This is a genomic window from Halorubrum xinjiangense (assembly GCF_900102375.1).
Lineage (GTDB): Archaea > Halobacteriota > Halobacteria > Halobacteriales > Haloferacaceae > Halorubrum > Halorubrum xinjiangense.
In genome coordinates, this window is sequence record NZ_FNBO01000020.1 from 1 (window position 1) to 13,594 (window position 13,594).

A 13,594-nucleotide genomic window follows, 5' to 3' on the forward strand; every position below is an offset into this window, starting at 1 on the left:
AACGTCGTCAGACTCGGAGGTATCGTTGGGCTTTCTCAGACCGACGGGCACTCGACAAACCCTTCGAGGATTCGTGTTCACCGCGTCAACGTTTCGGATACTGCCTCGTTACGAGGGCGGACAGGCCGCCTCCGAAGGTCGTTCGGAATCCGCTCCGTTCCGACCTGACCTTACCGACATATAGCGATTCTTGAAACTTCAAAGTATCCATTAGAAACTCGAACTAGGGAGTCCAACGTGGTTTGATTCCAAGTTGTCGGATTCATCCTGCGGCTAAAGCCGCAGGTATTCTCCTTGATCTTATATAAATGGGAGAGGGCGGTCCGAAACGGACTAGACGGGGTTCCTCTACGGTAGCGACCGTACGACGAAGAGAGACTTGGACCTACGAAAGTGCGCACGCAAGCCATAGACACGGTGCTAGCTGATGACAACGGACCTAGCCGACAAAGATAGGGCTAGCTGGTAACGATAGAGCTGGCTGATAACGACAGGGCTAGCCGATAAGACGAATACAGGAGACCGCTGGAAAAGAGTGACCGCAGGCGGCTTCCGAGCAGTCTTTCCCTCCTATTTCACCGGAAACGTGGTGTTCGAAGAGGTGTCAAGTAGACTCGGCCGAGGGACAGACCACGTTTCCGGTGAAAACACCGATATCGCTCGGCGGAAGCTCGCTCATCTGGCTTGGCGAGCTGTACTCCGAGTTAGTTAATAAAACCTGTTGTTTGAGATCGGTCAGAAACACTCAGCTACCTGCGATGATGGCGAGGCCACACACCGACTACACCCACCGAACCCCGATTTCACCGGAAACACGGTGTGTCTCTCCACACAGTCCTCACCATTCACGAGCCTCATCATTCACGTCAATCAGCGCGCGTTCTCTTCAACGTACATCCACCCAACACGCGTCCCTCCTCAACACGCGTCCCTCCTCAACACGCGTTACTTTAGTGCTCGTCGGACGAGTCAGCGATCAAGGGAGTCACGGACCTCGTACCGCACGCCGTCCTCGCGGAGCCGCGTCGTGTGCCGAGAAAGTTCGTCGGTTGACACAAGCAACAACACGTCCAAGCCGCGAAGCGCGGCCTGTGAGACGCCCGTCGAGGATCCAAACCGCACGTCTGGCCGGAGTCCGGTACGGGTCGCGAGCGCGTATGCCTCGGTTCCGCCGACCGCGACGATGTCCACCCCGGCAGCGCGGTCCTCGATCACGTCTGGAGACGGCGGATCCCCTTCGGTCACGGCGGGGATAGGAACGACCGTCACCACGCCCGGGTCGTACTCGACGACGCCCTCGAAGTCGGTGACGCCGACCGCCTCCCCCGCCTCGCCACCCGTAACGACGACCGCGGTCGCCGAACCGCCCTCGGGGACGGCGTGTAACGCGCCGTCACGCATCTCCAGTCCGACCTCGTCCCCCTCCTCGAGCGTCCCCGTCGCCACCGCGGCGTCGACGTCGACGCTCCCCAAGACATCATCCGACACCCGAGAGACGAACTCCGACAGGGCATCGGTTCGCGTGATGATCCAGTCGACTCCCTCTTTCGTCACCTCGTACCGACCGCGACCGCGCTTCTCAACGAATCCCCCGTCGACCAGATCGCGGACGTAGTCGCTCACCGCCTGCGATGTCACGCCGATGACGTCGGCGATCTCCTCTTGGCTCACCGCCGGCTGTCGCGCGGCGATCTCGACGAGGACCCGATAGCGAGTCGCGTCGCGTCTGTTGTCGAGCACTCGCGGCCCGGTCGCCTCGTCCGGATCCTCGCTCGGTTCCATACCAACGCTGTCGTAGTTGGAAACAAGTAAAATTGGTGTGCCGGCCGCCGGGTAGGGGCAGACGATGCCGGCCACCGGACGACGCCGGACGCCGGACGCCGGACGACGCCGGACGCCGGACGCCGGACGACGCCGGACGCCGGACGACGCCGGACGATGCCGACAGCCGAGAGACGCGCGACGGACTACTACTCCTGCGCGTCGACGACGGCGACGCTGGCAAGGTTGACGATATCTTTCACCTCGTCGCCGCGCTGGAGCACGTGGACGGGCTCGTCCATGCCGACGAGCATCGGGCCGATGGCCTCGGCGCCGCCGAGCCGCTGGAGCAGCTTGTACCCGATGTTCCCGGCCTCCAGGTTCGGGAACACGAGGACGTTAGCGGCCTCGTCGAGCTGGGAGAACTCGTAGGTTCCGTTGAGGATGTCGTCGACGACCGCGGTGTCGGCCTGCATCTCCCCGTCGACCGGGAAGTCGACCGCGTCGTCGGACTGAAGGATGTCGACCGCGTCGCGCGGCTTCCGCGTCCCCTCGTTGTCGACGCTCCCGAAGTTGGAGTACGACAGCATCGCCGCGCGCGGTTCGACGTTGAACCGGCGGGCGAGGTCGGCCGTGTGTCGCGTGACCTCCGCGAGCGTCTCCGCGTCCGGGTCCTGATTGACGGTCGTGTCGGCACAGAAGATAACCCGATTCTTGAACGTGAGCATGTACACGCCCGCGACGGTGTCGGTGTCGGCCGCGGATCCGACGATCTGGAGCGGCGGTCGGAGCGCGGACGGGTAGTGGTGGGTGAGCCCGGTGAGCATCGCGTCGACGTCGCCGGTTTCGACCATCACGCTCCCGAGGTAGTTGGTGTCGCGTTTGACGAGGTCGTCCGCCTCGCGCTTCGTGATTCCCTTCCGCTTCCGAAGCTGATACAGCCGGTCGCCGTACCCGGAGACGTCTCTGTCCTCGGGGTCGACCACTTCGGGGCGGAACGAGAGGCCGAGTTCAGCCGCGGTCTGCGAGATGGTGTCGGCGTCGCCGAGCAGCACCGGCTCCGCGATCCCCTGCTCGGAGAGCTGGTAGGCCGCGCGGATCATCTTCTCGTCGGTACCCTCCGCGAGCGCGATCCGCTTCGGGTCGCTCTTGGCCTTGTTCAGTACGACCCGCATCATCTCGCGGGACTTCCCCAGCCGCGCTTCGAGACGCTCTCTGTACTTCTCTAAGTCGATCTCGGTCCGAGCACAACCAGACTCCATCGCCGCCTCCGCGACGCGCGGCGCGATCTCGAACAGCACCCGGGGGTCGAGCGGCTTCGGGATGACGTAGTCGGGACCGAACTGTAGCGGGTCATCGCCGTACGCCTTCACGACCGCGTCGGGGACGTCCTTGCGCGCGAGGTCGGCGAGCGCCTCCGCGGCGGCCGCCTTCATCTCCTCGTTGATCTCGGTCGCGCGCACGTCCAACGCCCCGCGGAACAGGAACGGGAACCCGAGCACGTTGTTCACCATGTTGGGGTAGTCGGACCGGCCCGTGGCCATGATCACCGTGTCGTCGCGCGCGTCCTTCGCGTCCTCGTAGGTGATCTCCGGGTCGGGGTTCGCCATCGCGAAGATGATCGGATCGGCGGCCATCGAGCGGACCATCTCCTGCGAGACGATACCGCCCACCGAGAGCCCGACGAACACGTCGGCCCCCTCCATGGCGTCCGCGAGGTCGCCGCCCTCGACCGGGGTCGCGAACTGGCTCTTGTACTCGTTGACCTCGCCGGCCTCGACGCGCTCCTCGGTGATGATCCCGGAGGAGTCACACATCGTGATGTTCTCCTTACGCGCGCCGAGCGAGACGTAGAACCGGGCCGTCGCGATGGCGGACGCGCCGGCGCCGGAGAACACGATGTCGAGCTCCGAGAGGTCCTTCCCCGAGATGTCGACCGCGTTCATCAGCGCCGCGCCGGAGATGATCGCGGTGCCGTGCTGGTCGTCGTGGAACACCGGGACGTCCATCTCCTCGCGGAGCCGCTCCTCGATTTTAAAACACTCAGGCGCCTTGATGTCCTCGAGGTTGATCCCGCCGAACGTCGGCTCCATCGCCTTCACGGCCTCGCAGAACGGGTCGACGGAGTCGATGTCGAGCTCGATGTCGAAGACGTCGATGTCGGCGAAGCGCTTGAACAGCACTCCCTTCCCCTCCATGACGGGCTTCGAGGCGGCGGCGCCGATGTCGCCGAGGCCGAGGACGGCCGACCCGTTCGAGACGACGGCGACGAGATTCCCCTTCGCCGTGTACTCGAAGACGGACTCGGGGTCGGCCGCGATGTCGCGACACGGCGCCGCGACGCCCGGCGAGTACGCCAGCGAGAGGTCTCGCTGCGTGTTCGTGGGCTTCGTCGTCTCGATCGCGATCTTTCCGGGCGGCTCCTGTCGGTGGTACTCCCGCGCGTCGTCATCTAGTCCCATGTCTGCCTCCATTCGTGAACGGAGTAAAAAGCTATCCGATGCTGTCGAAGAGACAATTCGACGTTCGACGATCATTCGACGACCCCGCTAGGGTCCCGAGAGCCCCCAACGCCGCGCGACGACCGGCAATCACTCCTCGACCGATTTCGAGTCGTCGCTCGCGACGAGCGTCGGCGACAGCGGCGCCAAGTCGGACTCGATCCCGGCGAGCGTCGAGACCTCGTAGGCGGTCAGATACGTCCGCGCCACGAGCCGGACCGGGAGCGTCACGACCACGACTGCGACGGCGGCACAGACCAGTACGGTGACGAGAACGACCGTCCCCGCGGCCGTCCCGATCAGCGCCTCGACCCCGCCGAGCGGAACCGCCGCGACCACGAGCGCGACGAGGCCGACTGCGGCGACGACGCCTCCGACGAACGCGACGGCGACGGCCTGAACGATCCCGGCTCCCGCCGCGACGACGGCGTGAACCGCGAGGTAGGCGACGACCTCGCCGACCGACCCGCGGAACGACCGCCAAACCGCTCGCCATCCGGCGAGCACACCCACGTCGCGGGCGACCATCGCCGGCGCGACGAACTCGAACGTGAGCCGGGACGCGACGGCCCCGATCAGTGCGGCACTGGCCGCGAACACTGCGAGCCCGCCGAGCGCTGCGGTCTGGACCGTCAACGACCCGGGGAGACCGCCGACCGAAATTCCGACCGCGCGCAACGCTGTGGGATCGACGGCGACGACGAGCGCGAGCGCGGGCATTCCGGTCGCAACCACGAGGACCGTCGAGAAGGCGAACAGCCCCAGCGCCTGCCGGAACCGATCGCGGAACGGTCGCCGGAGCGCGACCTCGTCCGTCGCGAGCGCGTCGTAGAAGACGAGCCGGAAGGCGAATGAACACGCGACGAGGGCGAGCGCGACGAGCAGCGCGATGCCAGCGAGCCCGGCTAACAGCGCGGCGTCGAGCCCTGCGAGGCGCTCGGCGCCCGTACTCACGCCGCGTTCGACGACCACTGGTACCGATTCGGAGTCGGTCGGGACAAACTCGCTCCAAGCGCCGATCCCACCGGCCGCTCCGGCCGCGCTTACCGCTCCGACCGCGCCGACCGCTCCGGCTGCGGCGCCGAAAAGTGACGAGCCGGTACTCGGCACGCCAGCGCCCGACACTCCGACGCCCCCGCTCGCCATCACGAGCGCGAGGAACGCGAGCGTCGCCCACCGCACCGCCTCGAAGGGGAAAAGGAACCGACGCGTGGCGTCGACGGCGCGGTCGAGCGCGTCAACGGCGTGCCAGCTCATACGACCCGTTGGCCGGAGGGAGTGAAATAGGCTGGCACCGGAGCGGACGACGGACGGGCCGCCCGCTCCGCGACCGCTCGTCCCGAGAGCCCGGACCGCCGACCCGCAGTCGTTTAGGGCCGACGCGACGAACCGCCAGGTATGAAAGTCCGCGGCGAACGCGAGTGCCAGTCCTGCGGCACGCGGTGGTCGTACTACGAGACGGGCTCCGTCGCGTGTCCGAGCTGCGGCGACTTCCGGAGCGTCGGCGTCGACGCCCGCACCGCGCACACCGACGCGCCGGTCTCGCTCGACCTCGCCGCCCACCGCGAGCGGTTCGGTGACGCCCCCGAGACGCTTCCCCGGTCGGGTGTCGACGAGCTCCAGTCCGACCTCCGGGAGTACTGCCGGAAGCGCGGGTTCATCGACGGCGGTCGACTCGCCCGTCTCGACGGGACCTACCTCGCAGCCCGCGAACTGCTGGAGGCGGTCGACTGCTTCGAGCGACTGCGCGACCCAGCCGACGCCGACCGCGAGTACCTCCTCGCGCTGCTCGCCGGCGCCGACGACGGCGACCGGCCGGCGACGAAGGAGGTCCCGACCGCGCTCCGTGAGGCCCGGGGGATGGCGGCCGTGCGCGCGGTCAGGGCGTACCGCAGCGACGCGCTCGACTTCCTCGACGAGCTCGAAGCCGGCGCCGAACAGGATCCCGCTGAAAACAGCGACGACGAGAGCAGCGACGACGAGAGCAGCGATGACAAGAGCAACAACGACGAGAGCAACGACGACACCCCGACGGTCACCGTCGACGGCGAGGCGCCGGAAGCCAGGGTCGGCCCGGCCCGCGACGCCTTCGAGCGCCTCCGCGACCGCGTCACGCGCGTCGACGCGCTCGGCGGCGACGTGCCGCCCGCGGCCGCGGACGCCCTCGTCGAGGCGGCCGACGCCCTCGGCGAGTACGTCCGGACCGGCGACGAGACGGCGCTGACGAACGCCGAGAGCCTGATCGACGAGGCGAGCGTCGACGACCTCGACCCCACGGGTCGCTGAGAGCGAACGACGCCCGCCCGCCCGAACCCCGAGCCGTCATTCCGCCTCGGGCGCGACCACCGCGTTCGAGAGCGTCCCGACGCCCTCGTAGGTGATCTCGACGCGCTCGCCGCGCTCGACGACCCCGGGGTTCGCGGGGCTACCGAACGCGATACAGTCACCGGGCTCGAGGGTGAACCGCTTCGAGAGGTATGAGACGACCTCGCGCGGGCCGAACAACATCAGCTCGGTGTTCGCGTCCTGCCGCTGCTCGCCGCCCACGGTCGTCTCGATGTCGAGGCTCGTCGGGTCCACGTCGGTCTCGATCCACGGCCCGAGCGGCGCCGACCCGTCGAACGCCTTCCGCGCGGTCCGCCCCTGCTGGTCGAGCGCGTCGACGTCGTTCATCACCGTGTAGCCGCGCACGACCTCGGGCACCTCCGCGGGGTCGAGGGCGCGGCACCGCTCGTCGATCACGGCGACCAGCTCGCCGGCGTACGTCAGTTCCTCGGTCCATTCCGGGTACCGGATCGGCTCGCCGTGCGCGAGCAGGCTCGCCGGCGGCTTTATAAAGAAGTCCGGCTCCTCGGGGCGCTCGTAGTCCATCTGGTCGAGCGTCTCGGCGTAGTTCCGACCGACGCAGTACAGCGCGCTGGGCTCACACGGCGGGAGCAGTCGCCCGTCGCGACCGACCTCGTAGCGGCCGTCGTCGGCGACGACCGCGCCGTCGACGTAGCGGCCGGCCACGGGGCCGTCCGGGGTGAGCAGTCGAGCGAGTCGCATGCGGGAACGTCCGCGCTGCGGTCCGAAAAGGCGTCGGTGACGGCAGGAATCGGGTCAGTCGCCGTCCGCATCTGCGTCGCGGTTCCCGTCCGCATTCGTGTCCTCGCCGTCCGCGTCGCGACCGTCCTCCCCGTCGCGCTCGCCGCCTCCCCCCTCGTCGACGCCGATGACGACGCCCGACCGGATCTCCAGCGCGGTGTCGAACTCCTCCCGGCGACCGCTCCCTGACCCGATCCGCTCGACCGCGGCCTCGTGCGCGCGAACGACGGCGTCGCGCTCGCGCTCGGTGAGCCCGACGCGGTCGGCCACCGCCTCCCAGTGGTCGGGCTCGACGAGGAACGTCTCGCGGTCCGGCTCGGCCGCGATCCGCTCGTAGCGCCGGCGATACGCGTCGATTCTGGGGCCGAGATCGGCCTGGACTCGCGCGAGCAGCGCCGGCACCCGCGCGGCCGGCACGCTCGCGAGCGCGGCCGTCTTCACCAGCGCGGTGCCCTCGATCGGGTACGGACCCGGGTCCTGCTCGTCGTCGTCGGACATCACCCGCCGGCGCGCATGGCCTTCTGCCGGTACTTCGGTAGGAGCTCGGCGAGGGCGTCGGGGTCGCCGGCGAACTCGGCGGTCACCTCGGTGAGTTCGATGGCGGCCGCCGCGGTCACCGTCTCGGCACTGAGCGCCACTCGCCACCCGTCGCCGTCCACGCGGGTCGCCTCCGCCGGGTCGTCGGTCCCGACGAGCTCTCCGCCCAAGTTTCGGAGGTAGTGAGCCGCAAGCCGACGGGAGATGCCGCGGTACGCCACCGTCTCGCGCTCCCAGCCGTCCTCGGCCGACGGGAGGGTCGCCGCGTCCTCGGCGTCGTCCGCCGCGCTCGTTCCGTCCGTGGGCTCCTCGACGGAGGCGGACTCGTCGTCGCTCATGTTCCTCCGGCGACCGGCGGGAACACCGAGAGCCGGTCGCCGTCCGCCATCGGCGTGTCGAGTCCGTCGAGGTGGAGCACCTCGCGACCGTTCTTCAGGACGTTGATCTGCGGCGCGAGGTCGCCGTCGACGATCAGCCGGCTCTCCATCCCTTCGTACTCGGACTCCAGTTCCCGCAGCACGTCGCCGACCGTGGAGCCGTCGGCGAACTCCGCGTTCACCGTCTTCCCGCCGGCGGCCTCGCGAAACGTCGCGAAGAACCGCAGTTCCAGTTCCATACCCGTACGTCGAGTCGCGGCGGCTTAAAAGCGGCCGGCCGCGGAAGTCGATACGGCCGGGAATTCGTCGCGGCCGGCCGCGGAAGAAGACGCGACCGGCCGCTCGTAAAAGGCGACGCGTCGCCGACTACAGATCGGACAACCGGATCCCGTCCTCGACCAGGCGGAAGTTGCGCTCGCGGTCGAGGTCGTCCGCGAGCCACTCGTGGTCGTACAGCTGGCCGATCAGTTCGAGGTAGAGGTTCCGCCACGCGATCGCGTAGATCGGCGATTGCCCCCACGCGCGCAGCTCCGGGACGAACTCGTGGTACGTGCTCGCCTGCGACTCCATGCGCTCGACCGCGTCGGCGACGACCTCGGCCGCCTCGTCCGGGTCCGCCTCGTCGATCGCGTCGTTCAGCCGCGACTGGATCCCCGTGATGGCGCGTCGCATGTCGCGTTCGGCGGTCCCTTCCTCCTCCGGAAGCGACTCGACGACGCCTCTCGGCACGCCGAGTTCGATCTCTGGCATGCTATCACCTCGGGGGAGCGCGGTCAAAAAACCCGCTCACCCGGCAACGACGAGCGCGGCGGAGCGGACACGCTCCGAAAGCCACGTTCCGGTCGCGTTCCCGACCGCCTCCCGGCTGGCGTCCGGTGACAGCGACGCGGGACCGTCTCCGGGCTGCGGTCCGTACGCCCCGAACCCGGCGTGGTTGACCCCGTCGAGCTCGACCACCCGGGCGTCCGCGGGGAGGTTGGACCGCGACGCGCGCTCGCGCTCGACGTCGATCACGCCGTCGGCGCCTCCGCGGACCGAGAGCACGTCGAGACCGGTCTCGGAGACGTCGCGGTCGCAGTAGGCGGCGTGGAGGACGAGCGCGTCGTACGCCTCGGCGTTCCCGGCGGCGTGTCGACAGGCCATGGCGCCGCCGAGCGAGTGGCCGCCGACCGCCCACCCGCCCGCCTCGGGGTAGCGTTCGCGGACGCGGTCAGCGCGGTCCGGCGCGAGGACGGCGAGGTTGAGCGGCATGTCCACGACGACGACGAGCACGTCTCGATCGGACGCGGAGACGATCTCGGCGGCGGTCGGCACGTAGCTCTCGTGAGACACCCGCCCGCCCGGGTAGTAAACGAGCCCGACGGTCGACGCCGTCACCGGTCCGTCGCGGACCGTCGTCCCGACCGGCGTCCGGTCCACGGAGACGTTGGGATCGGCCTCGACGGCCGCGACCGCGTCCGCCTCCGGCCCCATCCCGGCGGCGAAGTACGCGGCGCCGCCGGCGACGACGAGCGCGACGAGGAGGGCGGCCACACCGCCGGCGAGCAGGAGCGTCCGGCGTTCGGGCAGTCGACTCGCGATCCCGTCGCGGGCGCCCCTCACGGCGTCGGCGCGGCCTTCTGGAGGGCGGTCTCGGCGATGTTCCCGCCGTAGTCGGCAGAGCGGAGGACGGAGTCGACGACGAGCCCGAGCAGCTGCGCGCGCGTCGGGTCGAGTTCGCGGAGCAGTTCGTCGATGGCGCGGACGCGCTCGTCGATCGCGCGCACGCCGGTGCGCGCCTCGTTGGCCCGCCGCGTCGCCGCCTCGGTGTCGTCGTCGAACAGCGCCTCCATCGCCGTGTCGATCACGTCGACGGCGTCGCCGTGGAGGTCGCTCACCGCCTCGACGACCTCCTCGGGCAGCGGCTCGTCGATGTTCAGCGTCAGGTGCGCGATCTTCGTCGCGTGGTCGCCGATCCGCTCCAGCTGGCGCGCGCTGGAGTGGTAGTCGAAACACTCCTCGCGGGGGAGCCCCAGCTCCTCGGCGGCCTTCGGCGTCCGCAAGGTCGCGCGGAAGATCCGCGAGACGACGAGCCACAGCCGGTCGAGGTCGTCGTCGCGGCCGATCACGTCGCGCGCGAGGTCGTGGTCGCGCTCCGCGAGCGCGGTGATCGCGTCGTCGAGCATCGACAGCGAGATGAGCCGCATGCGCGTGACCGCGTTGTGGATCGAAAGCTCCGAGGAGTCGAGCAGGTCCTGGACGACGACGCGGTCCCGGGTCTCCTCTAACACCTCCAGGCCGACGAGGCTCTGGACCGCGTCGCGGATCGACGAGCGCTGCTCGGTGGTGATCTCCGCGGCCTCCAGTTCGATGACGTCGAAGCCGCTGACGTACATCGTCGTCACCGCCCGCCGGAGCGCCTGCCCGGTCAGGTCGGCAATGTCCAAGGTCCCCCGCGTCCGCTCCGACTCGGACCGCGGCGTGAGAAACAGCGAGTCGCCGTCGGGGTGGAACTCGATCTCCGTCCCGGCCTCGACGTCGTTGTCGGTCGCCCACGTCTTCGGGATCGAGACCGTGTACGTCGAACCGCCGGTGACCTGGACCTTCCGGGTTTCCATACCCCACCCTCCGGAGCGGATCACCTTAATTTTGATCAAAATATATACTCTCGTATCATCGTATCTCACCCCGAAATAACCGACTACCGACGACTAGTGGGTTGGAAAAATCGATATTAGAACGCAGAGGGCGGTTTAAGCGGATGGATTATATAGGGCTATATATTTTCGGATCCTCTCGCTGGGGGCGACTCGTTCACACCACCCGGTTGCGCAGGTCATCGCCGGCGTCCAGCCGCGCGACGTTGTCGGCGAGGATGTCCGCGACGCGCTCGTAGTACTCGGGCGTGTGGCCGGCGTTGTGCGGCGTGATCGTCGCGTTCGACAGCCCCCACAGCGGGTGGTCTTCGGGGAGGGGCTCCGGGTCCGTGACGTCCAGCGCCGCGCCGCGGATGCGGTTGTTCCGGAGCTCCGTCACCAGGGCGTCGGTGTCGACGATCGGCCCGCGCGCGATGTTGACGAGGACGGCGTCGGGCCGCATCGTCCGCAGCGCGTCGGCGTCGACGAGCCCGCGCGTCGTCTCCGTGAGCGGGCAGGCCAGCACGACGTACTCCGCGTCGGTGACGGCCTCGTGGAACTCGTCGAACCCGTACACCTCGTCGGTCGGGCCGCCCTTCTCGGGCGAGTAGCGCACGCCGACCGTGTCGACGTCGAACGACTCCAACCGGTCGACGACGGCCCGCCCGATGGCGCCCAGCCCGACCACGGCCACGGTCGAGCCGTACACCTCCGTCGTCTCGTAGGTGCGCCACTCGCGGCGGGACTGCTGGCGGTACGCCCGGTGGAACTGCCGCGCGTGCGCGATCATCGACCCCACGACGTGCTCGGCGATGTTCGGCCCGTGGACGCCCGAGGCGTTCGTCACGGCCACCCCGTGGTCGTCGAGCATGTCGCGCGGGAGGTGGCCGGTCCCGGCGAACACGCAGGCGAAGAGCTCCAGCTCCTCGGCGGCAGCGAGCAGCTCCTCGTCGACGGTGAGCCCGACGGCGACCCGTGTCGTCCGGATCAGGTCGCGCTCCTCGGCCGGCGTCCGCGCCCGCGCGACCTCCGCGTCGGGGAGTCGCTCGCGGATCGCCGCCGCCAGTTCGTCGGGGCCCAGCCCGTGGATCGTCTGCCGAAGCACCAGGACGTCTGGATCGCTCATGGGGGCAGTCTCGGCGGAACCGATAAAAATGGTGTCAGTCGATCGGCGCCGGGGGCGACCCCTCGAATCGGACGCGACTCCCCGTGTCGGGCGGGCGGTCTACGACAGCGCGGCGTCGAACGCGGCTTGGAGGTCGGCCTTCATGTCGTCGACGTGTTCGATCCCCACCGAGACGCGGATGAGGCCGTCGGTGAGCCCGGCCGCGAGCCGCTCCTCGCGCGGGATGGCCGCGTGGGTCATCGCCGCCGGCTGCTCGATGAGGCTCTCGACGCCGCCGAGCGACTCCGCGAGCGTGAACACCTCCGTCTCGCTCACGACCGTCGACGCCTCCTCGAGGGTGCCGTCCAGCTCGAAGGAGAGCATGCCGCCGAAGTCGTCCATCTGCTCGGCCGCCAGCTCGTGGTCCGGGTGCGACTCCAGCCCGGGGTAGTAGACGCGCTCGACCGCGTCGTGGCCCGCCAGCCACTCGGCGAGTTCCATCGCGTTCTCGCAGTGGCGGTCCATCCGGACCGGGAGCGTCTTCGTCCCGCGGAGGACGAGGAACGCGTCGAACGGCCCGGGGGTCGCGCCGACCGAGTTCTGGTAGAAGCCGAGCCGCTCGTCGAGCGCCTCGTCGTCGACGATCAGGGCGCCGCCGATGGTGTCAGAGTGCCCGCCGAGGTACTTCGTCAGCGACTGGGAGACGATGTCGGCGCCGTGTTCGAGCGGGCGCTGGAGGTACGGCGTCGCGAACGTGTTGTCGACCGCGCAGAGCGCGTCGCCCTCGTGAGCGATGTCGGCGAGCGCGCCGATGTCGTTGACGTTCATCAGCGGGTTCGTCGGCGTCTCGACCCACACCAGCTCGGTCTCCTCGCGCATCGCCGCCCGGACCGCGTCGTGGTCGGTCGTGTCGACGAACGTCGTGTCGATGTCGTACTCATCGTACACCTGCGTCAAGATTCGGTGGGTGCCGCCGTACACGTCGTCGCCCGCGACGACGTGGTCGCCCGCGGACAGGAGGTTGAGGACGGTGTTGATCGCGCCCATGCCGGAGGAGAAACAGCGGGCGTGGCTGCCCGACTCCAGCGAGGCGAGGTTCGCCTCGAGGTCGCTGCGCGTCGGGTTTCCCGTCCGGCTGTACTCGTAGCCGCGGTGGTCGCCCGGCGCGTCCTGCTCGTAGGTGGAGTTCGCGTGGATCGGCGTCATCAGCGCGCCCGTCTCCGGGTCGGGTTCCTGCCCGGCGTGGATCGCGCGGGTCTCGAACCGGCGGTCGTCGTCACCGGCGTCACGGCCGTCACCGGCGTCGCGGTCGTCGTCGCTCGCGTCGGGTCGGTCGCTCATAGCCGGTTCTCGGTCACCGACGGCCGTGATTCTTCCCCTTCGGACCGACCGGAGAACGAAACGCGTTGCTCGCGGTGTGAGAGTGGATGCTCGGTCAGGGATTTGAACCCTGGTCGTCGGCTGACTTCCGAACCGGCGCCGAGGCGCCGCGTCCGCCGAAAGGCCAACATGATTGGCCGGACTACACCAACCGAGCGCGATTATCGCTTACGCCGGGGATGATTTATATCTTCTTAACTCTCCCTGACGTGGGAGGGTCGAACACGGGAC

The 13,594-nt window shown here is 68.8% G+C and carries 13 protein-coding genes and 1 tRNA gene; 1 reads left to right on the top strand and 13 read right to left on the bottom strand.

What is annotated here, in order from left to right:
* Window positions 1–969: 969 nt before the first annotated feature.
* The 3 genes from F3H13_RS15445 to F3H13_RS15455 form a co-directional block, all read right to left on the bottom strand.
* On the bottom strand, window positions 970–1,782 hold the full coding sequence (locus F3H13_RS15445; RefSeq protein WP_149799896.1) for a DUF7839 domain-containing protein: 813 nt from the start codon (window positions 1,780–1,782) through the stop codon (window positions 970–972).
* A gap of 188 nt (window positions 1,783–1,970) precedes the next feature.
* Window positions 1,971–4,223 (bottom strand): NADP-dependent malic enzyme, encoded by a 2,253-nt coding sequence (locus F3H13_RS15450; protein WP_149799897.1) that lies wholly within the window; start codon window positions 4,221–4,223, stop codon window positions 1,971–1,973.
* A 129-nt stretch (window positions 4,224–4,352) separates the two neighbouring features.
* Window positions 4,353–5,519, bottom strand: a complete 1,167-nt coding sequence (locus F3H13_RS15455) for a DUF7544 domain-containing protein (RefSeq protein ID WP_149799898.1) — start codon at window positions 5,517–5,519, stop codon at window positions 4,353–4,355.
* Between the two features lie 141 nt (window positions 5,520–5,660).
* On the opposite strand from F3H13_RS15455, the gene F3H13_RS15460 reads away from it, so the two are divergent.
* On the top strand, window positions 5,661–6,548 hold the full coding sequence (locus F3H13_RS15460) for a DUF7117 family protein (RefSeq protein ID WP_149799899.1): 888 nt from the start codon (window positions 5,661–5,663) through the stop codon (window positions 6,546–6,548).
* 36 nt (window positions 6,549–6,584) lie between these two features.
* Here the strand turns inward: F3H13_RS15460 and F3H13_RS15465 are convergent, their stop codons facing one another.
* The 10 genes from F3H13_RS15465 to F3H13_RS15510 all read right to left on the bottom strand — a co-directional run bounded on the left by F3H13_RS15465 (window position 6,585) and on the right by F3H13_RS15510 (window position 13,520).
* Window positions 6,585–7,310 carry a fumarylacetoacetate hydrolase family protein gene (locus F3H13_RS15465; RefSeq protein ID WP_149799900.1) on the bottom strand — a complete coding sequence of 242 codons (726 nt, stop codon included), beginning with the start codon at window positions 7,308–7,310 and terminating at the stop codon, window positions 6,585–6,587.
* Between the two features lie 54 nt (window positions 7,311–7,364).
* Complete coding sequence (locus F3H13_RS15470; protein WP_149799901.1) at window positions 7,365–7,847, bottom strand: hypothetical protein; 483 nt, start codon at window positions 7,845–7,847, stop codon at window positions 7,365–7,367.
* Window positions 7,847–8,224 (bottom strand): hypothetical protein, encoded by a 378-nt coding sequence (locus F3H13_RS15475; protein WP_149799902.1) that lies wholly within the window; start codon window positions 8,222–8,224, stop codon window positions 7,847–7,849. The genes F3H13_RS15470 and F3H13_RS15475 overlap by 1 nt, the downstream gene beginning before the upstream one ends.
* Complete coding sequence (locus tag F3H13_RS15480; RefSeq protein ID WP_149799903.1) at window positions 8,221–8,502, bottom strand: ubiquitin-like small modifier protein 1; 282 nt, start codon at window positions 8,500–8,502, stop codon at window positions 8,221–8,223. Before F3H13_RS15480 ends, F3H13_RS15475 begins: the two co-directional genes overlap by 4 nt.
* Before the next feature lie 127 nt (window positions 8,503–8,629).
* Window positions 8,630–9,013 (bottom strand): hypothetical protein, encoded by a 384-nt coding sequence (locus F3H13_RS15485; protein ID WP_149799904.1) that lies wholly within the window; start codon window positions 9,011–9,013, stop codon window positions 8,630–8,632.
* 36 nt (window positions 9,014–9,049) lie between these two features.
* Window positions 9,050–9,865: an alpha/beta hydrolase gene (locus F3H13_RS15490; protein ID WP_149799905.1), complete on the bottom strand. Its 816-nt coding sequence runs from the start codon at window positions 9,863–9,865 to the stop codon at window positions 9,050–9,052.
* Complete coding sequence (locus F3H13_RS15495) at window positions 9,862–10,860, bottom strand: phosphate signaling complex PhoU family protein (protein WP_149799906.1); 999 nt, start codon at window positions 10,858–10,860, stop codon at window positions 9,862–9,864. Before F3H13_RS15495 ends, F3H13_RS15490 begins: the two co-directional genes overlap by 4 nt.
* 196 nt (window positions 10,861–11,056) lie before the next feature.
* Entirely contained in the window at window positions 11,057–12,004 is a 948-nt protein-coding gene (locus tag F3H13_RS15500; protein WP_149799907.1) for a D-2-hydroxyacid dehydrogenase, read from the bottom strand.
* A 99-nt stretch (window positions 12,005–12,103) separates the two neighbouring features.
* Window positions 12,104–13,324: a cystathionine gamma-synthase gene (locus F3H13_RS15505; RefSeq protein WP_149799908.1), complete on the bottom strand. Its 1,221-nt coding sequence runs from the start codon at window positions 13,322–13,324 to the stop codon at window positions 12,104–12,106.
* Window positions 13,325–13,411: 87 nt separating this feature from the next.
* Window positions 13,412–13,520: transfer RNA gene (locus tag F3H13_RS15510), tRNA-Glu, on the bottom strand.
* Window positions 13,521–13,594: the final 74 nt, after the last annotated feature.